Raw genomic sequence first — 26974 nt, 5'->3', positions numbered from 1 at the left:
AGTTGCCGCCGAGCCATTGAGGGTCGTGATGGGCCGGCGGCGGCTCCGGGGCGGAGGGTCAGATGGTCCGGCGCCGGGTCAGCGGCTGTCGCTGCCGGCCGAACCCGCCGCTGCCCGGCCCGCTTCGAGACGGGCGACGGGGATCCGGAACGGGGAGCAGGACACGTAGTCCAGACCCACCTCGTGGAAGAAGTGCACCGACTCCGGGTCCCCGCCGTGCTCGCCGCAGATGCCGAGCTTCAGGTCCGGACGGGTGGCCCGGCCGGCCGCGACGGCGCTGCGGACCAGCGAGCCGACGCCGTCCTTGTCGATCGTCTCGAACGGCGACACCCCGAAGATGCCCTTCTCCAGGTACGCGGTGAAGAACGAGGCCTCCACGTCGTCACGGGAGAAGCCCCACACCGTCTGGGTCAGGTCGTTCGTACCGAAAGAGAAGAACTGCGCGGCCTCGGCGATCTGGCCCGCGGTCAGCGCGGCGCGCGGCAGCTCGATCATCGTGCCGATGGTGAGCTTCAGCCGGGTACCGGTGGCGGCCTCGACCTCGGCGATGACCTGGTCGGCCTCCTCGCGGACGATCTCCAGCTCCTGGACCGTGCCGACGAGCGGAATCATGATCTCGGCGCGCGGGTCGCCCTTGGCGTTCTTGCGCTCGGCCGCGGCCTCGGCGATGGCCCGTACCTGCATGGCGAACAGGCCGGGGATGACGAGCCCGAGACGGACCCCGCGCAGACCGAGCATCGGGTTCTGCTCGTGCAGCTTGTGCACGGCCTGGAGCAGACGCAGGTCGTTCTCGTTGGCGTCCTTGCGGGACTCGGCGAGCGCGACCCGCACCGAGAGCTCGGTGATGTCGGGCAGGAACTCGTGCAGCGGCGGGTCGAGCAGCCGTACGGTGACGGGCAGTCCGTCCATCGCCTCGAACAGCTCGATGAAGTCGGCCTTCTGGAGCGGAAGCAGCTCCTCCAGCGCGGTCTCGCGCTCGGCGTCGGTGTCCGCGAGGATCAGCTTCTCGACCATCTCGCGGCGCTCGCCGAGGAACATGTGCTCGGTGCGGCACAGGCCGATGCCCTGGGCACCGAAGCGGCGGGCCCGCAGCGCGTCCTCGGCGTTGTCGGCGTTGGCCCGCACCCGCAGCCGGCGCACCCGGTCCGCGTACGCCATGATCCGGTGCACGGCGGCGACCAGCTCGTCGGCGTCGTCGGCGCCGGCGTGCATCCGGCCCTCGAAGTACTCGACGACCGGGGACGGTACGACGGGGACCTCACCGAGGTACACCTTGCCGGTGGAGCCGTCGATGGAGACGACGTCGCCCTCCTCGATCACCCGGCCGCCCACCGTCATCCGGCGGCGCTTGGTGTCGACCTCCAGGTCCTCGGCGCCGCAGACACAGGTCTTGCCCATGCCGCGGGCGACGACGGCGGCGTGCGAGGTCTTGCCGCCGCGCGAGGTCAGGATGCCCTCGGCCGCGATCATGCCGTCGAGGTCGTCGGGGTTGGTCTCGCGGCGGATCAGGATGACCTTCTCGCCGGACCGGGACCACTTGACCGCGGTGTACGAGTCGAAGACGGCCTTGCCGACCGCGGCGCCCGGGGACGCGGCGATGCCCCGGCCGAGCAGCTCGGTCTTCGCTTCGTCGTCGAAGCGCGGGAACATCAGCTGCGCGAGCTGCGCGCCGTTGACCCGCTGGAGCGCCTCGGCCTCGTCGATCAGACCCTGGTCGACGAGCTGGGTCGCGATCCGGAAGGCGGCACCGGCGGTGCGCTTGCCGACCCGGGTCTGGAGCATCCACAGCTGGCCGCGCTCGATGGTGAACTCGATGTCGCACAGGTCCTTGTAGTGCGTTTCGAGGGTTTCCATGATCTGCATCAGCTGGTCGTACGACTTCTTGTCGATCGACTCCAGCTCGGCGAGCGGCACGGTGTTGCGGATACCGGCGACGACGTCCTCGCCCTGCGCGTTCTGCAGGTAGTCGCCGTACACGCCCTGGTGACCGCTGGCCGGGTCGCGGGTGAAGGCGACACCCGTACCGGAGTCGGGCCCGAGGTTGCCGAAGACCATCGAGCAGATGTTGACGGCCGTGCCGAGGTCGCCCGGGATGCGCTCCTGGCGGCGGTAGAGCTTGGCCCGGTCGGTGTTCCACGAGTCGAAGACGGCCTTTATGGCCAGGTCCATCTGCTCGCGCGGGTCCTGCGGGAAGTCGCGTCCGGCGTCCCGCGCGACGATCTTCTTGAAGTGCTCGACCAGCTTCTTCAGGTCGGCCGCGTCGAGGTCGACGTCGACGGTGACGCCCTTGGCCTCCTTCGCCGCCTCCAGCGCCTCCTCGAAGAGGTCGCCGTCGACACCGAGGACGGTCTTGCCGAACATCTGGATGAGACGGCGGTAGGAGTCCCACGCGAACCGCTCGTCGCCGGCCTGGGCGGTGAGACCGACCACGGACTCGTCGGAGAGGCCGATGTTGAGGACCGTGTCCATCATGCCGGGCATCGAGAACTTCGCACCGGAGCGGACCGAGACCAGCAGCGGGTCGTCGGCCTGGCCGAGCCTCTTGCCCATCCGCGCTTCGAGGGCGTCGAGGTGCGCGCTGACCTCGGCACGCAGCGCGGCCGGCTCCTCGCCGCTTTCGAGGTAGACCTTGCACGCCTCGGTGGTGATGGTGAATCCCGGAGGGACGGGGAGCCCGAGGTTGGTCATCTCGGCGAGGTTCGCACCCTTGCCGCCGAGGAGGTCCTTCAGATCCTTGTTGCCCTCGGTGAAGTCATAAACGAACTTCTCGCCCTGGGGCTCCCGGGATTCCGGGGTGGTTACGTGGGGATCTTTGTTTTCCGACACGGGTCTCGACTCCTCGAGGACGCGGTGGCTGCCCTGACGGCGAGGAACATACCCAGATCGAAGGTGTCTGGGTACGTCCACTTGCGCGTCATGAGGCCTCAACCACCCGTCCGCCAGCAGATCGAAAGTGACGTGACCTGTCGCCCGATCGGAGTGATGTCTTCACTTCTTGAACGAATCATCACTCAAGGCTATGGAAATCCGGCGGTTCGATCACACAGTGCAGTGGAAGCGTCGATCGATCAAAGTGGAGGCCCCTGGCACGGAGTGCCATCATTTGAGAAGTCAAGCCCTCGAAAATGCGCTCATCTGAGCACACTGGCTCTCAGGGTGGCGAGAATCACTCTACGGCCGGCGCTCAGATGTCACCATCCGGACGCCCGATCGACGACTGCCCGTCACAAGGCGATCACCGAAGTGGCCTGAGTGTGAACAGAATCGCCGTGCGACGCCTGTTGTCGAGTCGTTCGAGTCGCCCAGCGGCCGGACTACCGCCGAATCCGGCCGAATATGACGCTCAGATGAGCGAGGCAAAAGAAGAGGCACGCGGTGCCTGAGGCGCCGCGTGCCTGGAAGGGCCGGGGAGAGCCCGGAAGGGCCGGGGTCGGGACTGGGCCGGGGGCCCGGCCAGGGAAAGGCCCGGTGCCACCCCCGGCGGACCGGCTCTCAGCCGCCCGAGGTGTCCAGCTCCGCGTCCGGGCTCACGCCCGCGCAGTCGTACGGGTCCTTCAGCCAGCCGTCCGGCAGCACGACGCGGTTGTTGCCCGAGGTGCGCCCGCGCGGCCCGTCCGCGCCGTCCGGCCACGGCTGGTCCAGGTCCAGCTCCTGCAACTGCCCGCCGAGCTCCGCCAGCGACGAGGTGATCGCGAGCTTCTTGCGCATCTCCGAGCCGACCGAGAAGCCCTTGAGGTACCAGGCGACATGCTTGCGGAAGTCGATCACGCCGCGCGTCTCGTCGCCGATCCACTCCCCCAGCAGCGTCGCGTGCCGCAGCATCACTTCGGCGACCTTCCGGAGCTCCGGCGCCTGCCGCGTCTCCGTGCCCTCGAACGCGCTCACCAGATCGCCGAAGAGCCAGGGGCGGCCCAGGCAGCCGCGGCCCACGACCACGCCGTCGCAGCCGGTCTCGCGCATCATCCGGCGGGCGTCGTCCGCGCACCAGATGTCGCCGTTGCCGAGCACGGGAATCTCCGGGACGTGCTCCTTGAGCCGGGCGATGGCGTCCCAGTCGGCGGTGCCGCCGTAGTGCTGGGCGGCCGTCCTGCCGTGCAGGGCGACGGCCGTGACCCCCTCCTCGACCGCGATCCGGCCCGCGTCCAGGTAGGTCATGTGGTCGTCGTCGATGCCCTTGCGCATCTTGATGGTGACCGGCAGATCGCCCGCGTTGGAGACCGCCTGGTTGAGGATCGCGCGCAGCAGCGGCCGCTTGTAGGGGAGCGCCGAGCCGCCGCCCTTGCGGGTCACCTTGGGGACCGGGCAGCCGAAGTTCAGGTCGATGTGGTCGGCGAGGTCCTCGTCGACGATCATGCGGACGGCCTTGCCGACGGTGACCGGGTCCACTCCGTACAGCTGGATCGAGCGCGGGGTCTCGCTCGCGTCGAAGTGGATCAGCTGCATGGTCTTCTCGTTGCGCTCGACCAGCGCCCGGGTGGTGATCATCTCGCTGACGAACAGCCCCTTGCCGCCGGAGAACTCCCGGCACAGGGTGCGGAACGGGGCGTTGGTGATGCCGGCCATGGGGGCGAGCACCACCGGCGGCTGCACCGTGTGCGGGCCGATCCGGAGCAGCGGGAGCGAGGGGGCGAGCGTGGTCATTGCTCCATTGTCGCGTACGCGGCCGGGCCCTCCGGCAGCGGAGTTCGTTAGTTAACCGTACTATCCATGTATGCCCGAGCTCAGTCACCGCCGACGGCAGTTGGTGCTGGCGATCTGCTGCATGAGTCTGCTGATCGTCAGTCTCGACAGCACCGTGCTCAACGTCGCCCTGCCGTCCATGCAGAAGGAACTGCACGCCACCGTCGCCGGCATGCAGTGGACGATCGACGCCTACACCCTCGTCCTGGCCTCGCTGCTGATGCTCGCGGGCTCCACCGCCGACCGGATCGGGCGCCGGAAGGTCTTCAAGATCGGGCTCGTCCTCTTCACTCTCGGTTCGTTGCTCTGCTCCGTGGCGCCGAACCTGGAGTCACTGGTGGCGTTCCGGATGGTGCAGGCGGTGGGCGGTTCGATGCTCAACCCCGTCGCGATGTCGATCATCACCAACACCTTCACCGACCCGCGGGAGCGGGCCCGTGCCATCGGGGTGTGGGGCGGTGTCGTCGGCATCTCCATGGCGGCGGGCCCGGTGATCGGCGGTCTGCTGGTGGACTCGGTCGGCTGGCGGTCGATCTTCTGGATCAATCTGCCGGTCGGCATCGCCGCGCTCCTGCTCACCTGGCGGTACGTCCCCGAGTCCCGCGCCCCGAAGCCGCGCCGCCCCGACCCGGTGGGGCAGCTGCTGGTGATCGGGCTGCTCGGTTCGCTGACGTACGCGATCATCGAGGCGCCCTCGGCGGGCTGGACCTCGCCGCGGATCCTGGTGTTCACCGTGCTCGCCGTGTGCTCCCTCGTCGGGCTGCTGCTGTACGAGCCCCGGCGTGCCGAGCCCCTCATCGATCTGCGGTTCTTCCACAGCGCCCCGTTCAGCGGCGCCACCGTCATCGCGGTCTGCGCCTTCGCCGCGCTGAGCGGGTTCCTCTTCCTCAACACCCTGTATCTGCAGAACGTGCGCGGGCTGAGCGCGCTGCACGCCGGTCTGTACATGCTGCCGATGGCCGCCCTGACCTTTGTCTGCGCACCGCTGTCCGGGCGGCTCGTCGGCAGCCGGGGGCCACGGCTGTCGCTCCTCGTGGCGGGCGTGGCCATGACGGCGTGCGGTCTGCTGTTCGCCGTGTTCGACGCGGAGACGGACAACTTCCTGCTGTTCACCGGCTATGTGCTGTTCGGCCTCGGCTTCGGCATGGTGAACGCGCCGATCACCAACACGGCCGTCTCCGGGATGCCGCGCTCGCAGGCCGGGGTGGCGGCCGCGGTGGCCTCGACCAGTCGGCAGATCGGCGGGACGCTCGGGGTCGCCGTGATCGGTGCGGTACTGGCGGCGGGCGTGGCCGGGACCGGGTCGCCGCGCGGCGCCGAGTACGCGGTGGCCTTCGTGGACGCGAGCAAGCCCGCCTGGTGGATCCTCGGCGGATGCGGGCTGTGCGTGCTGCTGGTGGGGGCGCTGACGAGCGGGCGCTGGGCGCGGGAGACCGCACGCCGGACCGCGCAGCGGCTGGAGAAGCCGACGGGCGCCCCGGCCGGGGATCAGGCCTCGGCGAGCTCCAGGGCCTGAAGACGCCGGAGGCGCTCTCTGGTCTCCTCGTCGGCGGGGGCGTATGTCACCATCGCGGGGTTCGGGCAGGGGCTCCAGCTCCCCGTCCTGTTCCGCATCGTGCTGTCCGACGTACCGGCCGCGCGGGCCGGTGTGGGCAGCGGGGTGATGACGACGACCCAGCAGGCCGCGCTGGACCTCGGGGTGGCCACGCTCGGCACGCTGTTCCTCTCCCTGGTCCCGGGCATGCGGGACGCGCTGGTCGTGACGCTGCTGGTGCAGCTGGCCGCGGTGGTGCTGACGACGCTGCTCAGTCTGCGGCTGCCGCGCAGGGTGGCGTGAGCGCGGGCGGCGACGGGACGCGGACAAGGGCGTGGGCCCGGATCACGAGGTGATCCGGGCCCACGGTCGTACGGGTGGTGAGGGGACGTCAGCTCTGCGCCGGGGCGTCCTGCTCGGTCGCGTCCGGCTGCGCGGCGTCGTCCGACGAGGACTCCGAGGCGGTACCCGACAGCGCGCGCTCACGCATCTTGCGCAGCAGCTCCTGCTTCTGGTCGGCCGCCGTCTTGCGGTCGGCGTCGCGCGCAGGGCCGGCGCCCTGCTGCTCGGCGCGGGACAGCTTCTTGCGCTGTCCGCCCACACCGAGCAGGTTGTTACGGCTCTTGGCCACGGCGTTCTCCGGTTCGTAGTGCGAAGTGAGGTCTGAAGCGACCTGGAATCGGTCCGGTGGGCGGCGGGTGGTCGGGCCCGCCGCGCTCTCACTCGTAGATCTGGAAGAACGAAGACATGCCGGAACCGTACCCCGGCCCGGCGGGCCCCCGCACCAGCTTTTCGGCCGGTCGCGTGCCGTGCCCCGCGCCGGGGCCTCAGGACGCCGGGTCCACCGTCGCCCGGTGGGCATCGGCGAGATGTTCCCCGGCCTTGAGCCAGGGCAGGAACTGCACCTGTTCGCTCCAGCCGCAGGTGTCGCAGCTCAGCTGCCGCCGCACCCCCGACTTCCGTACGTGGACGATGTGTTCACGGCCGTGCTGGTCCCATCTCCTGACCTTGCTGGTGGTCATGGACGGCATCGGGGCCTCCTGGGTGGGGAGTGCCCAGTGTGCAACGAAGCCCCCGGTTCCGTACGGGGAACCGGGGGCTTCGTCCAGCGGACTCGGTGGATCAGCAGCCGAGCAGGCGGGCGCCGAGGTAGGCCTGGATCTGGTCCAGGGAGACGCGCTCCTGCTGCATGGTGTCGCGCTCGCGCACGGTCACCGCGTTGTCGTCGAGGGTGTCGAAGTCGACGGTGACGCAGAACGGCGTACCGATCTCGTCCTGACGGCGGTAGCGGCGGCCGATGGCGCCCGCGTCGTCGAACTCGATGTTCCAGTTCTTCCGCAGGTCGGTGGCGAGGCCCTTGGCCTTCGGCGACAGCTGCGGGTTGCGGGACAGCGGCAGGACGGCGACCTTGACCGGCGCGAGGCGCGGGTCGAGACGCATCACGGTGCGCTTCTCCATGACGCCCTTGGCGTTGGGCGCCTCGTCCTCGATGTAGGCGTCGAGGAGGAAGGCCAGCATCGCCCGGCCGACACCGGCCGCCGGCTCGATGACGTACGGGGTCCAGCGCTCGCCGGCCTCCTGGTCGAAGAAGGACAGGTCCGTGCCCGAGGCCTTGGAGTGCGCCTTGAGGTCGTAGTCCGTGCGGTTGGCGACACCCTCCAGCTCACCCCACTCGCTGCCGCCGAAGCGGAAGCGGTACTCGATGTCGGCGGTGCGCTTGGAGTAGTGCGAGAGCTTCTCCGCCGGGTGCTCGTACCAGCGCATGTTCTCCTCGCGCATGCCGAGGCCCGTGTACCAGTTCCAGCGCTGGTCCATCCAGTACTGCTGCCACTCCTCGTCCTCGCCCGGCTTGACGAAGAACTCCATCTCCATCTGCTCGAACTCACGGGTCCGGAAGATGAAGTTGCCCGGGGTGATCTCGTTCCGGAAGGACTTGCCCATCTGGGCGATGCCGAACGGCGGCTTCTTGCGCGAGGTCTGCTGCACCTGGCCGAAGTTGGTGAAGATGCCCTGGGCGGTCTCGGGGCGCAGGTAGGCGACCGAGCCGGAGTCCTGGGTCGGGCCGAGGTGGGTGGAGAGCAGACCCGAGAACTGCTTGGGCTCGGTGAAGGTGCCCTTGTTGCCGCAGTTGGGGCAGTTGAGGTCGGCGAGGCCGTTCACGGGCGGCTTGCCGTGCTTCTCCTCGTACGCCTCCTCCAGGTGGTCGGCGCGGAAGCGCTTGTGACAGGAGGTGCACTCGGTCAGCGGGTCGCTGAACGTGGCGACGTGACCGGAGGCGACCCACACCTCGGGGGCCAGGATGACCGACGAGTCGAGTCCGACCACGTCCTCGCGCGAGGTGACCATGTAGCGCCACCACTGGCGCTTGAGGTTCTCCTTCATCTCGACGCCCAGCGGCCCGTAGTCCCAGGCGGCCTTCTGGCCTCCGTAGATCTCACTGCACGGGTAGACGAAGCCACGGCGCTTGCTCAGGCTGACGATGGAGTCGATCTTGTCGGCGGCCACGGTGCTCTCTTCATTTACGACGAAATTTGGACAGGGTTGGCGCGAAGCGCCTCAGTGGGGGGGGTGGTGATCGGGAGACGGGCGGGCGAATGCTTCAGATTACCGGCGGGCACGCCCCTTGGATCAAATCGGTATCGGCGTCGTCGGCCTCGAAGTCATCTCATCAGCCTTGTTGACAATCGTTTCCAGTTTTGTTGAAAATGACTGTCATGAACGTAAGCCGCCTCATACCCACCGCCGCCGTCGCCGGAGCAGTCGTCCTCGGCCTCACCGCCCTCACCGCCTGCTCCTCCTCCGACGCCGCGGACCGCAAGAACGGCGACAAGCTGGACGTGGTGGCCTCGTTCTATCCGATGCAGTTCCTGGCCGAGCAGATAGGCGGGAAGCACGTCTCCGTCACCACGCTGACCAGGCCGGGTCTGGAGCCGCACGACCTGGAGCTCAGCCCGCGGCAGATCGGCGGGCTCACCGATGCCGACTTCATCCTGTACCTCAAGGGCATCCAGCCCGCCGTGGACGACGCCATCGACCAGTCCGGCGCGAAGCACGTCGTCGACGCCTCGAAGCTCACCACGCTGGAGGACCACGGCACCGAGACCGGCGGCGACGAGCACGGCCACGAGCACCACGGCGACGAGGCCGGGGCCGACCCCCACATCTGGCTGGACCCGGTGAAGTACGCCGAGGTCGCCAAGGGCGTGGGCGCGTCCCTGGAGAAGACCGACCCCGCCCACGCCGCGGACTACCGGAAGAACACGGACGCGCTGGTCACCAAGCTCGACGGCCTGAACACGGCGTACGCGAACGGGCTGAAGAACACCGCCACCAAGACGTTCATCACCACCCACTCCGCCTTCGGGTACCTCGCCGAGCGCTACGGCCTCACCCAGGAGGGCATCGCCGGCGTCGACCCCGAGGCCGAGCCCAGCCCCGCCCGGATCAGCGAGATCCACACCGTCGCGGAGAAGAACAAGGTCACCACCGTATTCTTCGAGACGCTCGCCAGCGACAGAACCGCGAGCACCCTCGCCAAGGACACCGGCCTGAAGACCGACGTCCTGGACCCGCTCGAAGGAATCACGGGCAAGTCCAAGGGCGCCGACTACATCGAGGTCATGCAGTCCAACCTCGCCGCCCTGCAGAAGGCGCTCGGCGCGAAGTGACCCCCGTAACACCCGCCACAGCAGCATCGGAGGCACTCATGCCCGAGACCGGGAGCACCACGACCGACCCCGTGATAGCCCTGCGGGGCGCCACCGCCACGCTCGGCGCGCGTCCCGTGCTGCGCGGCATCGACCTGACCGTCCACCGCGGCGAGGTCGCCGCCCTGCTCGGCGCCAACGGCTCGGGCAAGTCGACCGCCGTACGCTCCGTCATCGGCCAGGTCCCGCTCACCGGCGGCTCCGTCGAGCTGTTCGGCACCCCGCTGCGCCGCTTCCGCGACTGGGCACGCATCGGTTACGTACCCCAGCGCACCACGGCGGCCGGCGGCGTCCCCGCCACGATCCGCGAGGTCGTCGCCTCCGGACGGCTCTCCCGCACCAGGCTGGGCCTGCTCCGCAGGGCCGACCGGGCCGCCGTCGACCGGGCCATCGAGCTCGTCGGCCTCGCCGACCGGGCCAAGGACTCCGTGGACGCGCTCTCCGGCGGACAGCACCAGCGGGTGCTGATCGCCCGCGCGCTGGCCGCCGAACCCGAGCTGCTGATCATGGACGAGCCGATGGCCGGCGTCGACCTGGCCAGCCAGGAGATCCTGGCCGCGACCCTGCGCGAGCAGGTCGCGGCCGGCACCACGGTGCTGCTCGTGCTGCATGAGCTCGGCCCGCTGGAGCCACTGATCGACCGCGCGATCGTGCTGCGCGACGGCTGTGTGATGCACGACGGGCCGCCCCCGAAGGCGCTGGGCCAGCACGCCCTGCCCGGACACGACCACGTACACCCCCACGCGGCCTCCGAGCCCGTCCGGACGGGACTGCTGAGCTGATCATGGAATTCCTCAATCCGCCCTTCATGCAGCGGGCCCTGCTCGCTGCCGTGCTCGTCGGCGTCATCGCCCCCGCCGTCGGCATCTACCTCGTCCAGCGCCGCCAGGCCCTGATGGGCGACGGCATCGGCCATATCGCGATGACCGGTGTCGGCCTCGGCTTCCTGCTCTCCACCAGCCCGGTCTGGATGGCCACGGCGGTCGCCGTCGCCGGCGCCGTCGTGATGGAGCTGATCCGCTGGTACGGACGCACCCGCGGCGACATCGCGCTGGCCATGCTGTTCTACGGCGGCATGGCGGGCGGTGTGCTGCTGATCAACCTCTCCGACACCGGCTCCAACGCCAACCTCACCTCGTACCTCTTCGGCTCCCTGTCCACGGTCTCCTCCGAGGACATCACCTCGATCTGCGTGCTGGCCGCCTTCGTGCTGCTGGTGACGCTGGGGCTGCGCCGCCAGCTGTTCGCGGTCAGCCAGGACGAGGAGTTCGCCCGGGTCACCGGGCTGCCGGTGCGCGCGCTGAACCTGCTGGTCGCCGTGACGGCGGCGGTGACCGTCACCGTCGCGATGCGGGTCGTCGGGCTGCTGCTGGTCAGCGCGCTGATGGTGGTGCCGGTCGCGGCCGCGCAGCAGATCTCCAGGTCCTTCAAGGTGACGTTCGTGCTGTCGGTCGTCATCGGCACGGCGGTGACCCTGGCCGGCACCGTGACCTCGTACTACCAGGACGTCCCGCCCGGCGCGACGATCGTGCTGCTGGCCATCGCGGTCTTCATCGCCCTGACGCTGCTGGCGACCCCGCTGGCCAGAAGCCGCGCACGCCGGAGCGAAGCGGCGTCCGAGGAGTGCACCCTGGAGGTACCGGCCTCCCGTCCGGCCCCGGACGCGCTCCGGGTTTGACCGCGACGGCCGGACGGGCTGGCACAATGGCCCGACACAGGTACGGGCGACACGAGGAGGCTGCTGTGGCGACGGCGCCGATCAGTGGAACGAACGCGGCCCCGGTACGCGGCCGGTCGACCCGGCAGCGGGCGGCGGTGACGGCGGCGCTCGACGAGGTGGACGAGTTCCGCAGCGCCCAGGAGCTGCACGACGTGCTCAAGCACCGCGGTGACTCGGTCGGGCTGACCACCGTCTACCGCACCCTCCAGTCCCTCGCCGACGCCGGCGAGGTCGACGTGCTGCGCACCACGGACGGCGAGTCCGTGTACCGGCGCTGCTCGACCGGGGACCACCACCACCATCTGGTGTGCCGGATGTGCGGCAAGGCCGTGGAGGTCGAGGGCCCCGCGGTGGAGCAGTGGGCGGAGACCATCGCCACTCAGCACGGGTATGTGAACGTGGCCCATACGGTGGAGATCTTCGGTACGTGCGCGGAGTGCGCGGGCGCGAAGAAGTGACGGTCCGGGGGCGCTGCCCCCGGACCCCCCTCGCTCAGCCCGTCGGCTCCTGCGCCGCCTCCACCGCGCCGCCGAAGCGCCGGTCCCGCTGGGCGAACTCCAGGCAGGCCCGCCACAGGTCGCGGCGGTCGAAGTCCGGCCAGAGCACGTCCTGGAAGACCATCTCGGCGTAGGCGCTCTGCCAGATCAGATAGTTGGACGTGCGCTGCTCCCCGCTGGGGCGGACGAAGAGGTCGACGTCCGGCATGTCCGGGTAGTAGATGTACTTCGCGAAGGTCTTCTCGTTGACCTTGGACGGGTCCAGCTTCCCGGCCGCGACGTCCTGCGCGATGCGCTGCGCGGCGTCGGCGATCTCGGCCCGGCCGCCGTAGTTGACGCAGAAGTACAGCGTCATCCTGTCGTTGTCCTTGGTCTGCTCCTGGGCGACCTGGAGCTCCTGGACCACGGACTTCCACAGCTTGGGCATGCGGCCCACCCAGCGGATGCGGATGCCCAGCTCGTCCATCTCGTCGCGGCGGCGGCGGATGACGTCCCGGTTGAAGTTCATCAGGAACTTCACCTCCTCCGGGGACCGCTTCCAGTTCTCGGTGGAGAACGCGTACAGCGAGAGGTTCTTGACGCCCATCTCGATGCAGCCCTTGAGCACGTCCATGACGACGCCCTCGCCGACCTTGTGGCCCTCGGTGCGCGGCAGGCCGCGTTCCTTGGCCCAGCGGCCGTTCCCGTCCATCACGACGGCCACGTGCTTGGGCACCAGCTCGCCGGGGATCTTCGGGGGCGTGGCACCGGAGGGGTGCGGCTCCGGGGTCTTGTAGTCGCGCCGGTTACGGCCGCCGAGCATCCCGCGTACTGCCATGAACTGTCTCGCTCCCTGTGCCTGATCCGCCTGTGTCACTTCTCTACGTACCGCAGTGAGCGCAGCCCGCGCTCCAGGTGCCAGTGCAGATAGGCGGACACCAGTCCGCTCCCCTCCCTGACATGACGCGCCTCGCACGCGTCCGCCGTCTCCCAGTCACCGCTGAGCAGTGCGCTCAGCAGGGTGACGGCCTCAGCCGAGGGTACGACGCTGCCGGGCAACCGGCAGTCGCCGCATATGACGCCGCCCGCCGCGACGGAGAAGAACCGGTTCGGTCCGGGCATTCCGCACTTGGCGCAGTCCTCGAAGCTGGGTGCGTAGCCGTTGACGGCCAGCGAGCGCAGCAGGAACGCGTCGAGGATGAGATGCGGCTCGTGCTCGCCGCGGGCGAGGGTGCGCAGCCCGCCGACGAGCAGCAGGTACTGCTGGACCGCGGGCTCGCCCTCGTGGTCGGTGAACCGCTCGGCGGTCTCCAGCATCGCGCTGCCCGCGGTGTAGCGGGCGTAGTCGGTGACGATGCCGCCGCCGTACGGGGCGATCGTCTCGCTCTGGGTGCAGAGCGGCAGTCCGCGGCCGATCAGTTCGCTGCCGCGGGCGAAGAACTGCACGTCGACGTGGGAGAAGGGTTCCAGCCGCGCCCCGAACTTGGACTTCGTGCGCCGCACCCCGCGCGCGACGGCGCGTACCCGGCCGTGGCCGCGGGTCAGGATCGTGATGATCCGGTCGGCCTCGCCCAGCTTCTGCGTGCGCAGCACCACGCCGTCGTCCCGGAACAAGCTCATACGACCATTGTCCGGTACGGGAAGGGCCGGCGGGGCCGGGGCCGTCAGGAGGGGGTGCGCGCGGCCTCGGCGAGCAGTCGGGCCGTGTCCTGGGCGCAGAGCTGCAGCGCGCCGCCGACGGTGGTCAGCACCTCGCGCTCCGCCTGTCCGTACGGGCCGTCGGCGAGCGCGATCCTGGCGCCCTGGAGCAGGATCGATTCGCGTCCGGCGGGGGCCAGATGCGGGGCCAGGGGTTCCAGCGCCTCGTGCAGTTCGATGGAGAGGGCCGCTCCGCAGGCCTCGGCCGCGGGGTCGAAGGCGGAGCCGTGGCCGGTGTCGGCGGTGAGGACCTCGACGACGGTGCAGAGCTGTTCCTCGGTGCAGTCGTCGAATCCGGCACCGCGCACGGTGGCGGCCGCGGCCGCCAGCACCGTGCGGGAGGTGGTGCCGCCGGCCGCGAGGACGCCGAGCGTGACGGTGTGGACGGCGTCCCGGAGCATGGCGGAGAGCCGGGTGGTGGTGGGGTGGTCGAGCGCATCGGTGCCGAAGTGCTCCCGGCAGGCGGCGCATTCGACGACGGGGCCGGCGGTGCCGCGCGCCAGCATCGGCACGCCGAGCACCACGAACCGCCGACGGCCGGTGAGACGGCGGTAGTTGCGGTCGCCGCCGCAGCCGGGGCAGAAGAACTCCCCGTCGCCGACGGGGTCCCAGACGGTGCGGATGCCGCAGATACGCAGCTTCATGGCGCGTTGTCCCAGGGCTGACCGCACGTCGCACACCTCCGTAACTCCCCCGTGGCCCCAAGGGCACGGGAGGTGCCCCCTCCGGCAACATTGCCGTGTGGACGTGATGTTAACCACAGTCGCGATGCGGCGTCAGCACCTCGCTCGTCACAACCGCCCGGAGATGGCCGAACCCCGCCCCCCGGATGCGGGTGGACGGGGTCCTCGGCCGTGCGGCCCGGTGCCCTCGCGGGCGCCGGTTCAGCGGGTGGCGCGGTTGACCGCGGAGACGACCGCCTTCAGCGAGGCCCGCGTGGTGTTGGCGTCGATGCCGATGCCCCACAGGACCTTTCCGTCGATCGCGCACTCGATGTACGAGGCGGCCTGGGAGCTGGCGCCCTCGCTCATGGTGTGCTCGGTGTAGTCCAGCAGCCGGGCGTCGATGCCGATGGCCTGCAGCGCCTCGAAGAACGCGGAGATCGGCCCGTTGCCGGTACCGGTCAGTACGGTGTCCGCGCCGTCCACGGTCGCCTCGACGGTGATCGTGTCCTGGCCGTCGGAGCCGGTCGTGGTCTGGCCGGTGCGCAGCTGTACGCGGCCCCAGGCGTTCTCCGGGTTGGGCAGGTACTCGTCGCGGAACGTGGACCAGATCTGCGTCGGCGTGACCTCGCCGCCCTCGGCATCCGTCTTGGCCTGAATGATCCGGGAGAATTCGATCTGCATCCGGCGCGGCAGGTCCAGCTTGTGGTCGTTCTTCAGGACGTAGGCGATTCCGCCCTTGCCGGACTGCGAGTTGACCCGGATGACGGCCTCGTAGCTGCGGCCGACATCCTTCGGGTCGATCGGCAGGTACGGCACCGCCCACTCGAGATCGTCGACCGTCTTGCCCTGGGCGGCCGCGTCGGCCTCCATGGCGTCGAAGCCCTTCTTGATGGCGTCCTGGTGGGAGCCGGAGAAGGCGGTGTAGACCAGGTCGCCCGCGTAGGGGTGGCGCGGGTGGACCTCCATCTGGTTGCAGTACTCGCTGGTACGGCGGATCTCGTCGATCTGCGAGAAGTCGATCTGCGGGTCGACACCCTGCGAGAACAGGTTCATGCCCAGGGTGACCAGGTCGACGTTGCCGGTGCGCTCGCCCTGGCCGAACAGGCAGCCCTCGATCCGGTCCGCACCGGCCATGACGGCCAGCTCGGCGGCGGCGACGGCGGTGCCGCGGTCGTTGTGCGGGTGGACCGACAGGCAGACGAACTCGCGGCGCGACAGATTGCGCGACATCCACTCGAACCGGTCCGCGTGCGTGGACGGCGTCGAACGCTCCACGGTGGCGGGCAGATTGAGGATGATCTCGCGGCCCTCCTCCGGCTGCCAGACGTCGCAGACCGCCTCGCAGACCTCCAGGGCGAAGTCCAGCTCGGTGTCGGTGAAGATCTCGGGGCTGTACTGGTAGCCGAAGGTCGTCTCCGGGCCCAGCAGCTTCTCCGCGTACTCCATGACCAGCCGCGTGCCGTCCACGGCGATCTGCTTGATGTCGTCCTTGGAGCCGCGGAAGACGACCCGGCGGAAGGTGGGCGCCGTCGCGTTGTACAGGTGCACGGTGGCCCGGCGGGCGCCGACGACGGACTCGACGGTCCGCTCGATCAGGTCCTCGCGGGCCTGCGTCAGGACGGAGATCGTCACGTCCTCGGGGATCGCGCCCTCTTCGATGATGGAGCGGACGAACGCGAAGTCGGTCTCGCCGGAGGACGGGAAGCCGACCTCGATCTCCTTGTAGCCCATGCGTACGAGCAGATCGAACATCTCGCGCTTGCGGGCCGGCGACATCGGGTCGATCAGCGCCTGGTTGCCGTCGCGCAGGTCGGTGGAGAGCCAGCGGGGCGCGACGGTGATCCGCTTGTCCGGCCAGGTGCGGTCGGGGATGTCGACGGCCTCGTAGGTGCCGTACTTGTGGATCGGCATCCCGGACGGCTTCTGCAGCTGAGTCGCGTTGGTGATCGGCGTAGGACGGCCGACAGCGGTTTCAGCAGGGGTCTGAGCGGGATTTGCGTCGGTCATGGCGTACGACTCCTCGGGGTCCAACCAGTGGGACGGCCGACTGTGTCGCTGCAACACCAGACTCCGCGGGGAGGGGGTCGGCCTACGACTACAGGCCCTCGCCGCGGCAGCTAAGAAGAAGCAGCCCGAAACGCATGATGCGACGAGACTAACCGAGAGGCGCCTGATGCGTCCGTCCCGTATCAGTATGCGGGACCGGGCGCAGGAAACGCCCAACAGTGACCGATCACTCCATTTCGTCAATCCTGATCGCAACCAGTGACATCGCGATTACCTGGTGCCACAGTCGGCGGTATGCAGCCTCAGTCACCGCACGGGTTCCACCCCGTCTTCTGCACGATCGTGCCGCCCCATGTCCTCGACAAGCTGTCGCAGTCCGACAACCCCGATCTCGCCGGGCCCTCCCGCCGCACCCTGGAGAGCGACGCGGCCCGCCGCACCCGCCGCCAGATGGCCACGGTCGTCACCGTGCCCGTCGCCCCCGCGACCGACGGGGAGGCCTCAGACAAGCCCGACCGGACGCTCTACGACTGCCGCCACCGCACCCAGCTGCCCGGCACCAAGGTCCGTGCCGAGGGCCAGGAGCCGACGAAGGACGCGAGCGTCAACCGCGCGTACGCGGGGCTCGGCGCCACCTTCGAACTGCTGCTCAAGGCGTACGGCCGCCGTTCGATCGACGGCAACGGACTGCCGCTGATCGGTTCCGTGCACTACGACGAGAAGTACAACAACGCCTTCTTCGACGGCGAGCAGATGGTCTTCGGCGACGGGGACGGCGAGATCTTCCTGGACTTCACCGTCGCCATCGACGTGATCGGCCATGAGCTGACCCACGGCCTGACCCAGTACACCGCCAATCTGAGCTACTACGGCCAGTCCGGCGCGCTCAACGAATCCATGTCCGACGTCTTCGGTTCCCTGGTCAAGCAGTACACGCTGGGCCAGACCGCCGACCAGGCCGACTGGCTGATCGGCGCCGGACTGCTGGCCCCCCGCGTCCAGGGCGTCGCGCTGCGCTCGATGAAGGCGCCGGGAACGGCGTACGACGACGACGTGCTGGGCAAGGACCCGCAGCCCGCGTCGATGGAGGACTACGTCCACACCAGCGAGGACAACGGCGGGGTGCACCTCAACTCCGGCATCCCGAACCGCGCGTTCTATCTGCTGGCGACGGCGCTCGGCGGCAACGCGTGGGAACGTGCCGGGCAGCTCTGGTTCGATGTGCTCACAGGTGGTCAACTGGCCGTGGACGCGGACTTCGCGTCCTTCGCCCGGTTGACGGTCGCCGCGGCCCGCAGCCGCTTCGGCGAGGGCGACGAGGCCGAGGCCGTCCTGAAGGCGTGGTCGGAAGTGGGCGTGCCGACCGCGTAGGGCACGGGCGTCCGGCGTTGGAGGACATCGCATGCGGATTCAGGTCAGCAGGACCGGCGGCTTCGCCGGCATCGCACGCCAATGCGAGGTCGACACCGCCGGGCGGGACGACGCCCCGGAATGGGAGGCACTGGCCGAATCGGCGCTGGCCGCGGGCCACGACACGCCTCCCAGGGGTGTGCCGGACGGCTTCCGGTACCGGATCACGGTCGGCGGCCGGACGGTCCACTGCGCGGACCCGAGGCTGACCGACGCCCAGCGGGCACTGGTCTCACGCGTCCTGAAGGAGGGCGCGTGAGGCCGGTCTCCCGGTGACCCGGGTCACCGGCTCCCCCGTGGCCCGGGTCCTTGCGGCCCGGGTCCCCGCGGCCCGGCTCAGAAGCCGAGCTTGCGCAGCTGCTTGGGGTCGCGCTGCCAGTCCTTCGCGACCTTCACATGGAGGTCCAGGAAGACCGGTGTGCCGAGCAGTGCCTCGATGTGCTTGCGCGACTTCGTGCCGACATCCTTCAGCCGCTTGCCCTTCGGGCCGATGATGATGCCCTTCTGGCTGGGGCGCTCGATGTAGACATTGGCGTGGATGTCGAGCAGCGGCTTGTCCGCCGGGCGGCCCTCGCGCGGCAGCATCTCCTCGACGACGACCGCGATGGAGTGCGGCAGCTCGTCCCGTACGCCTTCGAGCGCGGCCTCGCGGATCAGCTCCGCGACCATGACCATCTCGGGCTCGTCGGTGAGGTCGCCCTCCGGGTAGAGCGGCGGGCTCTCCGGGAGCAGCGGGGCGATCAGGTCACCCAGCAGACCGACCTGGGTGTCCTTGACCGCGGAGACCGGGATGATCTCCGCCCACTCGAAGCCGAGCTCCTCGCCGAGGCGGGAAACGGCGATCAGCTGTTCGGCGAGCTGCTTGGAGTCGACCAGGTCGGTCTTGGTGATGATGGCGATCTTCGGGGTCTTCTTGATGCCCGCGAGTTCCTTGACGATGTACTTGTCGCCGGGGCCGAGCTTCTGGTCGGCGGGCAGGCAGAAACCGATGACGTCGACCTCGGCCCAGGTGGTCCGTACGACGTCGTTGAGCCGCTCTCCCAGCAGCGTGCGCGGCTTGTGGAGCCCGGGAGTGTCGACCAGGATCAGCTGCGCGTCGTCGCGGTGCACGATGCCGCGCACGGTGTGCCGGGTGGTCTGCGGCCGGTTGGAGGTGATCGCCACCTTCTGGCCGACCAGAGCGTTCGTGAGGGTGGACTTGCCCGCGTTGGGGCGGCCCACGAAGCAGGCGAAACCGGCCCGGTGGGGGGCTTTGCCGGCGGCCTGCTGCGCAGCGGCTTCTGTGTCAGGTCGAACGCTCATGGCGCCCATTGTCCCCGATCCCGGCGGCCTCGCCGCACCAAGGGCCGCGGCGGGGCCTGTCGGATGTCCTCTCAGGCGGTGCGGGCACGGCTCCGACGGGCCCGTATCCACATCCCGGTACCCCCGCCGACGATCACCAGCAGGATCCCGGCCATCAGCCAGGGCAGGGCGAAGTACGAGACGGCGGCGGACTCGCGGGTCTCGCGGGCGCTCGCGGTCAGCCGGATCTCGCCCCATTCCAGCTGGGGCGCCCCGGCCCACTGCTCGGTCAGCCGGACCTCCTGGCGGGGCAGCAGCTCGGCGGGGATCTTCTTCAGGTCGCGGGCGAGCAGGGTGCGGCCGAAGAGCCCCTCGGCCTTGAGGGCGACCTTGGGGCTGAGGGTGACATTGCCCCGGTTGTGGAGCGTGTACGAGATGACGGCCCGGCTCCTCCCGGTGCCCGGGACCAGCGGCTGGGTGTGCTCGACCCGGATGTCGTCCACGGAGAGCGCGGGCACGGTCGGTCCGTTCACCCGCAGATAGATCCGGGCGCCGACCGCCTTCCGGATGCCCACGGCGACGGCACCGGCGTCGGCGGGGTCGACGCGCTCGTCGAGTGCGACGAGGGCGCCGGGGTGGTCGCCCGGTTCGGCGTTCTCGGGGACGGTGATGGTGACCGGGACGGTGACCGAGCCGTGCGGCTCCACGGTGACCCGGTCGCGGCCGGTCCTCGCCCAGGCGCCGACCGAGCGCTGTCGCTCGTCGTGGGCCCGGACGGCGAAACCGCCGTCACGGGCGGTGTTGTACGCGTCGGCCGCGTACAGCCGGAAGGTCTGCGGCCGGTCCGTCCTGTTGGTGACGGTGACCTTGTCGTGGAGCGTGGCGCCGGGGTCGGCCGAGAGGTAGAAGTACGGGCGCTGACCGGCCCGTTCGGTGGCCGGGTAGACCGACCAGCTGCCGTTGTCCGCGGCGTGGGCGGCGGGCGCGCCGATCAGCAGGAGGGCGCCGGTCAGGAGGAGCAGGTAGATCTTGCGCACGGTGCGGAACCCCCGGGTGGTGGTCGGTACGGGCGGTCCGGGCGGGTGCGCGCCCGGTCCGCCGGTCGGTCGGGAGCGCTCGGTCACGTGAGGGTGAGCGTGAGCACGCCGGAGTACGCGCCGGGGGCGGTGTACGCCGGTACGTTCAGCGCGAGCCGGGCGTCGACGGTGAACTCGCCGCCGGTGACGGTCCCGTTCGGCGTGGACGCCAGCGTGGCGCCCGCGCTGCCGACCGGTCCGCCGGAACCCGCCGCGCAGGTGCTCGGGCTGCCGGCCTTCGTCGCGCAGACCGGCGTCCAGCCGAGTGCGGACGCGCCGATCGTCGCGCCGCCGGGTCCCTTGAAGTCGGTGCCCTTTCCGGTCAGGGACCAGCCCGCGGGGCCGCCGCGGAAGTCCTCGACCGTCACCGTCTGCAGGGAGCCCCGGGAGGCGCCGCCGCGGCCGAAGTCGACCGCCGACATCTCGACGGTGTCCCCGGCCTGGACCATGGAGAGCGTGCCCGCCTTGACGGAGGCGTTGAGCTTCTGGCTGCCGTCCGGGGTCTCCCCGCCGCCACCGGTGACGGTGTAGGCCTGCGGGCCCGCACCCTTGGCCGGGTCCCAGCCGGCGCCCTCGTAGGCGACGATGCCGGTGGTCGCCGGGTCGTCGACGGTGAGCCGGCCGCTGAAGCCACCGGAGCCGTCCGCCTTGGCGGTGGCCGTGTCGGCGGTCGGTGCGTCACCGGCCCGGCCGGCGAGGGTGATGTCCGCGCCCGGGGTGAACTTCGACCCGGTGACGGTGACCGTGTCGCCCGCCTTGCCGGACGCGGCACCGAGCTGGATGGCGCGCTCGTTGACCTGGCCGCCGCCGTCCGTCGCAATGATCGTCTCGGAGACGGGTGCGGGCGGGTCCGTCACCGTGCAGGGGGTGTCCAGCTCCATGATGTAGCTGGTGTGGATGTTGTAGTCGCCGGGCGAGAGCGTGATCTGTCCGGGCGCGGTGACCGTGAAGGTGCCGGTCATCGAGAACGACGGGAAGGCGCCCTTGCCGGGTACCGGGTCGTTCTTCTTCGGGCCCGCGACGGTGACGCTCGCGCTCTGCGCACCGCCGACGGTGACCTTGCCGGTCGGCGTCATGATGTCGGCGGGCAGCGCCAGATCGACCGGGTTGCTCGAGGCGGCTTCGACGACGGTGTAGGTGACCGTGACGGTGTCGCCCACCTCCGGGGCGGCGTTGTCGACGGTGATCTCGGCCTTCGTCGTCCCGTCGATCGGCGGGATGCCCGCGATGGCGGGCGGGATGCAGTGGGTGGGGAAGTCCACCGGCACCGAGGCGGTGGCCATGGCCTGCGCGGGGCCCGCGAGCCCCCCTCCCCCGGCCACGACGAGCGCGCCGACACCCAGCGCGGCGGCCCAGCGGCGGCCGTGCCCCGGCCGTCTTCGGGCACCGGATCTTCGCATGCTGATTCTTCGGACGGTCGGACGCATGGAGCCCCCTCCTGCGGATGCGGCGCAGCGGCTCTTCCGCGCCGACGGGGGCCCATTGACGGCCCCGGCCCCGAAGAAGTCAATGGGAGCGAAACGCTTTGGCTGATGACCCATCAGATGCTGTCAAGATCCGCGATTCCCGCACATGGTGTGCGAACGCCCCGCGCCGGTCGGCTGCGGGGCGTTCGTACACCATGTGCGGATTTGGTCCGCGTCAGCCCGCCGTCACGCTGACCCGCAGGGTGCCGTCGGGACCGGCGAGCAGGACGGGGGTGTCCGGGCCGCCCAGGTCCCGTACCGCGGCACGGTCCTCGTCCGACGGGGTCTCGGCCTCGGAGACGACCGCGGCCGCCTCCAGGGAGGTGGCCCCGCTGGCCACGGCCATCGCCACGGCGGTCTGCAGCGCGCTGAGCTTCAGCGACTCCAGCCGTACGGTGCCGGCGACATACGTACGTCCGGTCTCGTCCCGTACGGCCGCGCCCTCCGGCACACCGTTGCGGGCGCGGGCGCTGCGCGCCAGCGTGACGATCTTGCGGTCCTCGGCGCCGAGGCCGGTGCTCTCAGTCATGTGCCGAGCATACGAACCGGGCGCACCGGTCCGCGCACCGCCTACGGCCGGTCGAGCCTCAGCCGGTCCGCCTTCGGCAGCCCCGCCACCACCAGGTCGTAGGAGTCCTCGACCAGTTCGCGGAGCACCCGGTCCGGCACCCCGGACACCGTCACCGTGTTCCAGTGCCGTTTGTTCATGTGCCAGCCCGGCACCACCGCGTCGTACTTCTCCCGCAGCCGCACCGCCTCGTCCGGATCGCACTTCAGGTTCACCGTCAGCGGCCGGGCGTCCAGCGTGCTGAGCGCGAACATCTTGCCGAGCACCTTGAAGACGGCGGTCCCGGGGCCGAACGGGAACTCCTCGGCACTCGCGTTGAACTCCAGGCAGAACGCCCTCAGCTGCTGCGGAGTCATCCCTCGTCCTCCCCCCGGGAAGCCACGGGCTCCACCAGCACCGTGACGATCTTGTTGCGGCGGCCCGCCGGGGACTCCGCGGTCAGCCGCAGCCGACGGCCGTCCGGCAGGTCGACGACGGCCGACGCCCCGGCGATCGGGACCCGCCCCAGCGCCTTGGCCAGCAGTCCGCCGACGGTCTCCACGTCCTCGTCGTCGTACTCGTCGAGGTCGAACAGCTCCCCGAGGTCGCCGATGTCGAGGCGCGCGGTCACCCGGAAGCAGTCGTTCCCCAGCTCCTGGACGGGCGGGAGCTCGCGGTCGTACTCGTCGGTGATCTCGCCGACGATCTCCTCAAGGATGTCCTCGATGGTGACGATGCCCGCCGTGCCGCCGTACTCGTCGATCACGACGGCGACGTGGCTGCGCTCCTGCTGCATCTCGCGCAGCAGGTCACCGGCGTTCTTGGTGTCGGGCACGAAGGCCGCCGGCCGCATCGCGGTGGAGACCAGATCGGCCTCCGACTCGCGGTTGATGTGAGTCTTGCGGACCAGGTCCTTGAGATACACGATGCCGACGATGTCGTCCTCGTTCTCCCCGGTGACCGGGATCCGCGAGAAACCGGAGCGCAGGGCCAGGGTCAGTGCCTGCCGGATCGTCTTGTACCGCTCGATGCAGACCAGGTCCGTCCGCGGCACCATGACCTCGCGCACGAGCGTGTCGCCGAGCTCGAAGACGGAGTGCACCATGCGGCGCTCCTCGTCCTCGATCAGCGACTCCGCCTCGGCGAGGTCGACCATCGCGCGCAGTTCGGCCTCGCTGGCGAACGGCCCCTTGCGGAAGCCCTTGCCCGGGGTCAGCGCGTTGCCGACGAGGATCAGCAGCTGCGGGATCGGGCCCATGACCCTGGCCAGCGGCAGCAGGACGTACGCCGCGGCGGTGGCCGTGTTCAGCGGGTGCTGGCGGCCGATGGTGCGCGGCGACACGCCGATGGCGACGTAGGAGACGAGGACCATCACGCCCATGGCGACGGCCAGCGCCTCCCAGGTCCGAGGGAACTCCTTCAGACAGGCGTAGGTGACGAGCACCCCGGCCGACATCTCGCAGGCGACCCGCACCAGCAGGGCGACGTTGAGATAGCGGGTCGGATCCGCCGCGACCTGTTCCAGCTTCCGGCTGCCGCGCCGCCCGGAGCGGACCGCCTCGGCGGCCCGGAAGCTGGAGACCCGGGCGATGCCCGCCTCCGCGCAGGCCGCCAGCCAGCCGACGACGACCAGCAGAACGGCACCCAGGACGAGAGGAACGCTCACGACACGGTGGGCGCGGGCGACGGGCCGGTCAGGCCGTGCTCGGCGCGCCAGCCGTCGACGATCGCGGCCTGCAGACCGAACATCTCGGCCTTCTCGTCCGGCTCCTCGTGGTCGTACCCGAGGAGGTGCAGCACTCCGTGGACCGTGAGGAGCTGGAGCTCCTCGTCCATGGAGTGCCGGGTCTCCGCGTCCTCGCCCTGCTTCTTGGCGACCTCCGGGCAGAGCACGATGTCACCGAGGAGCCCCTGCGGGGGCTCCTCGTCGTCCTTGGCCGGCGGACGCAGCTCGTCCATCGGGAAGGACATGACATCGGTCGGGCCCGGGAGGTCCATCCACTGGATGTGGAGCTGTTCCATGGCGTCGGTGTCCACCACGATCACCGAGAGTTCGGAGAGCGGGTGGATCCGCATCCGCGCGAGCGCGTAGCGGGCGATGTCGAGGATCGCCTGCTCGTCGACCTCGGTTCCGGACTCGTTGTTGACGTCGATCGACATGGTGCGCTGCTACTGCTTCCCGTTGTGGCTGTCTCGGCTGTCGTACTTCTCGTACGCGTCGACGATACGGCCGACGAGCTTGTGCCGGACGACATCCTGGGAGGTGAGCCGGGAGAAGTGGACGTCCTCGACGCCGTCCAGGATGTCCTGGACCTGGCGCAGACCGCTCTTGGTGCCGTTCGGCAGGTCGACCTGGGTGACGTCGCCGGTGATGACGATCTTCGAGTCGAAGCCGAGCCGGGTCAGGAACATCTTCATCTGCTCGGCGCTGGTGTTCTGCGCCTCGTCGAGAATGATGAACGCGTCGTTGAGGGTACGGCCACGCATGTAAGCCAGCGGTGCCACCTCGATCGTGCCCGCCGCCATCAGCCGCGGGATCGAGTCGGGGTCGAGCATGTCGTGCAGCGCGTCGTAGAGCGGGCGCAGATACGGGTCGATCTTCTCGTAGAGCGTGCCGGGCAGGAAGCCGAGCCGCTCGCCCGCCTCGACCGCGGGCCGGGTCAGGATGATCCGGTTGACCTGCTTGGACTGCAGGGCCTGGACCGCCTTCGCCATGGCGAGATAGGTCTTGCCGGTACCGGCGGGGCCGATGCCGAAGACGATCGTGTGCTTGTCGATCGCGTCGACGTACCGCTTCTGGTTGAGCGTCTTGGGGCGGATCGTGCGACCGCGGCTGGAGAGGATGTTCTGGGTGAGCACCTCGGCCGGTGTCTCCTCGCCGTCCCCCTCGCCGCTCTCCGTCGCCCTGAGCATGGCGATCGAGCGTTCCACTGCGTCCTCCGTCATCGGCTGACCGGTGCGGAGCACCAGCATCATCTCGTCGAACAGGCGCTGGATCAGAGCGACTTCCGTCGCGTCTCCGGCGGCGCTGATCTCGTTTCCCCGGACGTGGATGTCGGCCGCCGGGAAGGCCGTCTCGATCACGCGCAACAAGGCGTCGCCCGATCCCAGAACGGTCACCATCGGGTGGCTGGCAGGGACGGTGAAGTGGGCTCGCGCCTGCCTCGGCGCAGGGGTCTGGGCTGTGGGTGTCTGAGTCATGGGCCGGCTCTGTGGCCTGCACATACCTCCCGTTGCAAGGTTCTCGCCGATCGACAACCTCTCGGATTACCAAGCCTACGACTCCGCACCGACAACACCGAGGGCTTTTTCGCACACGCTCACGAACAGGTGTGCGCGGCCGTCAGGCGGGGTGCCGGAAGCCGATCGTCGGGACCGCCCGGCGCAGCGGCCAGGGCCGGGCGGCGGCGGGCAGCAGCTCCTCCAGGAAGGTGTACCGCTGGAGCGCGGCCGGGTCCTGGTCGGCGAAGGTGCGGACCTGCTGCCACCAGGCGGCGATCTCCGCCCAGCCCGGCGCCGACAGCGATCCGCCGAACTCCTGGACCGAGAGCGCCGCGGTCAGTCCGGCGAAGGCCAGCCGGTCGGCCAGCGGCCAGTCCGCCAGGGTGCCGGTGACGAAACCGGCGACGAAGACGTCGCCCGCCCCGGTGGGGTCGAGCGCCTCGACCTCGATCGCGGGCACCTCGGCGCTCGCCCCGGTCGCCGAGTCCACCGCGTACGCGCCCTCCGCGCCCAGGGTGACCACGGCGAGCGGCACGCGTTCGGCCAGGGCGTGGGCGGCGGCGCGCGGGCAGTCGGTGCGGGTGTAGCGCATGGCCTCCTCGGCGTTGGGGAGGAAGGCCTGGCAGTGCTCCAGGTCGGCGAGGGCGTCCAGGTCCCAGCGGCCGGTCTCGTCCCAGCCGACGTCGGCGAAGATCCGGGCACCGTTCCGGGCCGCGGTGGCGACCCACGGTTCGGTGCGGCCGGGGGCGAGCGAGGCGACGGCGGCGCGGGCGCGGGGCGGGCAGCGCGGGAACGGCGGTTCCCCGGTCGGGACGGCGGTGCCGTGGGTGCCTTCGGGGCCGGGGGCCTCGTGGCCGTGCGAGACCATCGTCCGCTCGCCCTCGTACGCCATCGACACGGTCACCGGCGAGTGCCAGCCGGGGACGGTGTGCGACATGGACAGGTCGATGCCCTCGCCCTGCTCCAGGGCGTCCCAGCAGTACTCCCCGTAGTGGTCGTCGCCGAACGCCGCGGCCAGCGAGGTGTGCAGCCCCAGCCTCGCCAGGGCGGTCGCCATGTTGGCGACGCCGCCGGGGCTGGAGCCCATGCCGCGCGCCCAGGACTCGGTGCCGCGCACCGGGGCGCGGTCCAGGCCGGTGAAGATGATGTCGAGGAAGACGGTGCCGGTGAGGAAGACGTCGCAGTCCGGGTCCTGCGGGGCGCGCAGCCCGCCCAGAGGGTCGATGCCTGGAATGTCCGTGCTCACCTTGCACTCCCCGGTCGTGGCAGATCTGGCCAGTGTGCCCGATTCACCGCCGTAACCGGAGTGCGCGCGCCGCCGGTCCCGGCGGGCACGTTCCGGCGTCCCGCACGGAGACACCGGCCTGCGCAAACATGCGCTGCTACCCCCACTCCCGGAGCACAAACGCATATGTGACCCAGATCACAGTGGGGTGCCTTTCGGGCGACTGGCCGCGGTTGATACAAATTGGCCCGCGAGCCCCT

Annotated in this window: 25 protein-coding genes and 1 pseudogene; 8 read left to right on the top strand and 18 right to left on the bottom strand. The window is 70.1% G+C overall.

Translation table 11 applies throughout. The annotated features are described in order from the left end of the window. Window positions 1-78: 78 nt before the first annotated feature. Together ppdK and dusB are read right to left on the bottom strand one after the other, a co-directional pair. Complete coding sequence (gene ppdK, locus OG611_RS14560; RefSeq protein WP_266419476.1) at window positions 79-2826, bottom strand: pyruvate, phosphate dikinase; 2748 nt, start codon at window positions 2824-2826, stop codon at window positions 79-81. A gap of 666 nt (window positions 2827-3492) precedes the next feature. Then, on the bottom strand, window positions 3493-4641 hold the full coding sequence (gene dusB / locus OG611_RS14555; protein WP_266419473.1) for a tRNA dihydrouridine synthase DusB: 1149 nt from the start codon (window positions 4639-4641) through the stop codon (window positions 3493-3495). 70 nt (window positions 4642-4711) lie between these two features. Between dusB and OG611_RS14550 the strand changes: the two genes are divergently transcribed. Then, window positions 4712-6196, top strand: coding sequence for an MFS transporter (locus OG611_RS14550; RefSeq protein WP_266419470.1), 1485 nt, complete (start codon window positions 4712-4714; stop codon window positions 6194-6196). A 51-nt stretch (window positions 6197-6247) separates the two neighbouring features. Further along, a pseudogene (locus tag OG611_RS14545) lies at window positions 6248-6517 on the top strand (MFS transporter); the annotation flags it as partial. An 88-nt stretch (window positions 6518-6605) separates the two neighbouring features. On the opposite strand, the gene OG611_RS14540 reads toward OG611_RS14545, so the two are convergent. The 3 genes from OG611_RS14540 to OG611_RS14530 all read right to left on the bottom strand — a co-directional run bounded on the left by OG611_RS14540 (window position 6606) and on the right by OG611_RS14530 (window position 8719). Then, the gene (locus tag OG611_RS14540) at window positions 6606-6845 is read right to left on the bottom strand and encodes a DUF6243 family protein (protein WP_266419468.1); all 240 of its coding nucleotides are present in this window, start codon (window positions 6843-6845) and stop codon (window positions 6606-6608) included. A gap of 196 nt (window positions 6846-7041) precedes the next feature. Then, a complete protein-coding gene (locus OG611_RS14535; protein ID WP_266419466.1) occupies window positions 7042-7245 on the bottom strand; it encodes a hypothetical protein in 204 nt (67 codons plus the stop codon). Window positions 7246-7336: 91 nt separating this feature from the next. Then, window positions 7337-8719 (bottom strand): glycine--tRNA ligase, encoded by a 1383-nt coding sequence (locus tag OG611_RS14530; protein WP_266419464.1) that lies wholly within the window; start codon window positions 8717-8719, stop codon window positions 7337-7339. A 209-nt stretch (window positions 8720-8928) separates the two neighbouring features. Between OG611_RS14530 and OG611_RS14525 the strand changes: the two genes are divergently transcribed. The 4 genes from OG611_RS14525 to OG611_RS14510 all read left to right on the top strand — a co-directional run bounded on the left by OG611_RS14525 (window position 8929) and on the right by OG611_RS14510 (window position 12099). After that, the gene (locus tag OG611_RS14525) at window positions 8929-9882 is read left to right on the top strand and encodes a metal ABC transporter substrate-binding protein (RefSeq protein WP_266419461.1); all 954 of its coding nucleotides are present in this window, start codon (window positions 8929-8931) and stop codon (window positions 9880-9882) included. Window positions 9883-9920: 38 nt separating this feature from the next. Continuing rightward, window positions 9921-10703, top strand: a complete 783-nt coding sequence (locus OG611_RS14520; protein WP_266419458.1) for a metal ABC transporter ATP-binding protein — start codon at window positions 9921-9923, stop codon at window positions 10701-10703. Between the two features lie 2 nt (window positions 10704-10705). Next, on the top strand, window positions 10706-11599 hold the full coding sequence (locus OG611_RS14515) for a metal ABC transporter permease (protein ID WP_266419455.1): 894 nt from the start codon (window positions 10706-10708) through the stop codon (window positions 11597-11599). 65 nt (window positions 11600-11664) lie between these two features. Beyond that, window positions 11665-12099, top strand: a complete 435-nt coding sequence (locus OG611_RS14510) for a Fur family transcriptional regulator (RefSeq protein WP_266419452.1) — start codon at window positions 11665-11667, stop codon at window positions 12097-12099. Window positions 12100-12133: 34 nt separating this feature from the next. Here OG611_RS14510 and OG611_RS14505 read toward each other — a convergent pair whose 3' ends face one another. From OG611_RS14505 to leuA, 4 genes are all read right to left on the bottom strand, one after another. After that, on the bottom strand, window positions 12134-12955 hold the full coding sequence (locus tag OG611_RS14505) for an isoprenyl transferase (protein ID WP_266419450.1): 822 nt from the start codon (window positions 12953-12955) through the stop codon (window positions 12134-12136). A 35-nt stretch (window positions 12956-12990) separates the two neighbouring features. After that, the gene (gene recO / locus OG611_RS14500) at window positions 12991-13737 is read right to left on the bottom strand and encodes a DNA repair protein RecO (protein ID WP_266419447.1); all 747 of its coding nucleotides are present in this window, start codon (window positions 13735-13737) and stop codon (window positions 12991-12993) included. Window positions 13738-13781: 44 nt separating this feature from the next. Further along, window positions 13782-14459: a TerB family tellurite resistance protein gene (locus OG611_RS14495; RefSeq protein ID WP_266419444.1), complete on the bottom strand. Its 678-nt coding sequence runs from the start codon at window positions 14457-14459 to the stop codon at window positions 13782-13784. A 240-nt stretch (window positions 14460-14699) separates the two neighbouring features. After that, a complete protein-coding gene (gene leuA / locus OG611_RS14490; RefSeq protein WP_266419441.1) occupies window positions 14700-16487 on the bottom strand; it encodes a 2-isopropylmalate synthase in 1788 nt (595 codons plus the stop codon). Window positions 16488-16781: 294 nt separating this feature from the next. Here leuA and OG611_RS14485 point away from each other — a divergent pair, with 294 nt between their 5' ends. Together OG611_RS14485 and OG611_RS14480 are read left to right on the top strand one after the other, a co-directional pair. Further along, window positions 16782-17858: a M4 family metallopeptidase gene (locus OG611_RS14485; protein ID WP_266419438.1), complete on the top strand. Its 1077-nt coding sequence runs from the start codon at window positions 16782-16784 to the stop codon at window positions 17856-17858. Between the two features lie 31 nt (window positions 17859-17889). Then, a complete protein-coding gene (locus OG611_RS14480) occupies window positions 17890-18156 on the top strand; it encodes a protealysin inhibitor emfourin (RefSeq protein WP_266419435.1) in 267 nt (88 codons plus the stop codon). A gap of 77 nt (window positions 18157-18233) precedes the next feature. Here the strand turns inward: OG611_RS14480 and era are convergent, their stop codons facing one another. From era to OG611_RS14435, 9 genes are all read right to left on the bottom strand, one after another. Continuing rightward, window positions 18234-19208 carry a GTPase Era gene (gene era / locus OG611_RS14475; protein WP_266419433.1) on the bottom strand — a complete coding sequence of 325 codons (975 nt, stop codon included), beginning with the start codon at window positions 19206-19208 and terminating at the stop codon, window positions 18234-18236. 62 nt (window positions 19209-19270) lie between these two features. After that, window positions 19271-20215, bottom strand: a complete 945-nt coding sequence (locus OG611_RS14470; protein WP_266425860.1) for a DUF916 domain-containing protein — start codon at window positions 20213-20215, stop codon at window positions 19271-19273. Window positions 20216-20298: 83 nt separating this feature from the next. Further along, a complete protein-coding gene (locus OG611_RS14465; protein WP_266419431.1) occupies window positions 20299-21654 on the bottom strand; it encodes a beta-xylosidase in 1356 nt (451 codons plus the stop codon). Window positions 21655-21895: 241 nt separating this feature from the next. After that, a complete protein-coding gene (locus OG611_RS14460; RefSeq protein WP_266419428.1) occupies window positions 21896-22249 on the bottom strand; it encodes a cytidine deaminase in 354 nt (117 codons plus the stop codon). Between the two features lie 41 nt (window positions 22250-22290). Then, window positions 22291-22644, bottom strand: coding sequence for an MmcQ/YjbR family DNA-binding protein (locus OG611_RS14455; protein WP_266419425.1), 354 nt, complete (start codon window positions 22642-22644; stop codon window positions 22291-22293). Next, entirely contained in the window at window positions 22641-23933 is a 1293-nt protein-coding gene (locus OG611_RS14450; RefSeq protein ID WP_266419423.1) for a hemolysin family protein, read from the bottom strand. The genes OG611_RS14455 and OG611_RS14450 overlap by 4 nt, the downstream gene beginning before the upstream one ends. Then, window positions 23930-24427: an rRNA maturation RNase YbeY gene (gene ybeY, locus OG611_RS14445; RefSeq protein WP_072483570.1), complete on the bottom strand. Its 498-nt coding sequence runs from the start codon at window positions 24425-24427 to the stop codon at window positions 23930-23932. The genes OG611_RS14450 and ybeY overlap by 4 nt, the downstream gene beginning before the upstream one ends. A gap of 9 nt (window positions 24428-24436) precedes the next feature. Next, on the bottom strand, window positions 24437-25468 hold the full coding sequence (locus OG611_RS14440) for a PhoH family protein (protein WP_266419419.1): 1032 nt from the start codon (window positions 25466-25468) through the stop codon (window positions 24437-24439). Window positions 25469-25610: 142 nt separating this feature from the next. Continuing rightward, the gene (locus OG611_RS14435) at window positions 25611-26735 is read right to left on the bottom strand and encodes a carbohydrate kinase family protein (protein WP_266419417.1); all 1125 of its coding nucleotides are present in this window, start codon (window positions 26733-26735) and stop codon (window positions 25611-25613) included. Window positions 26736-26974: the final 239 nt, after the last annotated feature.

Source organism: Streptomyces sp. NBC_01363, from assembly GCF_026340595.1.
Classification (GTDB): Bacteria; Actinomycetota; Actinomycetes; order Streptomycetales; family Streptomycetaceae; genus Streptomyces.
This window is presented reverse-complemented; position numbering and strand designations above follow the sequence as displayed.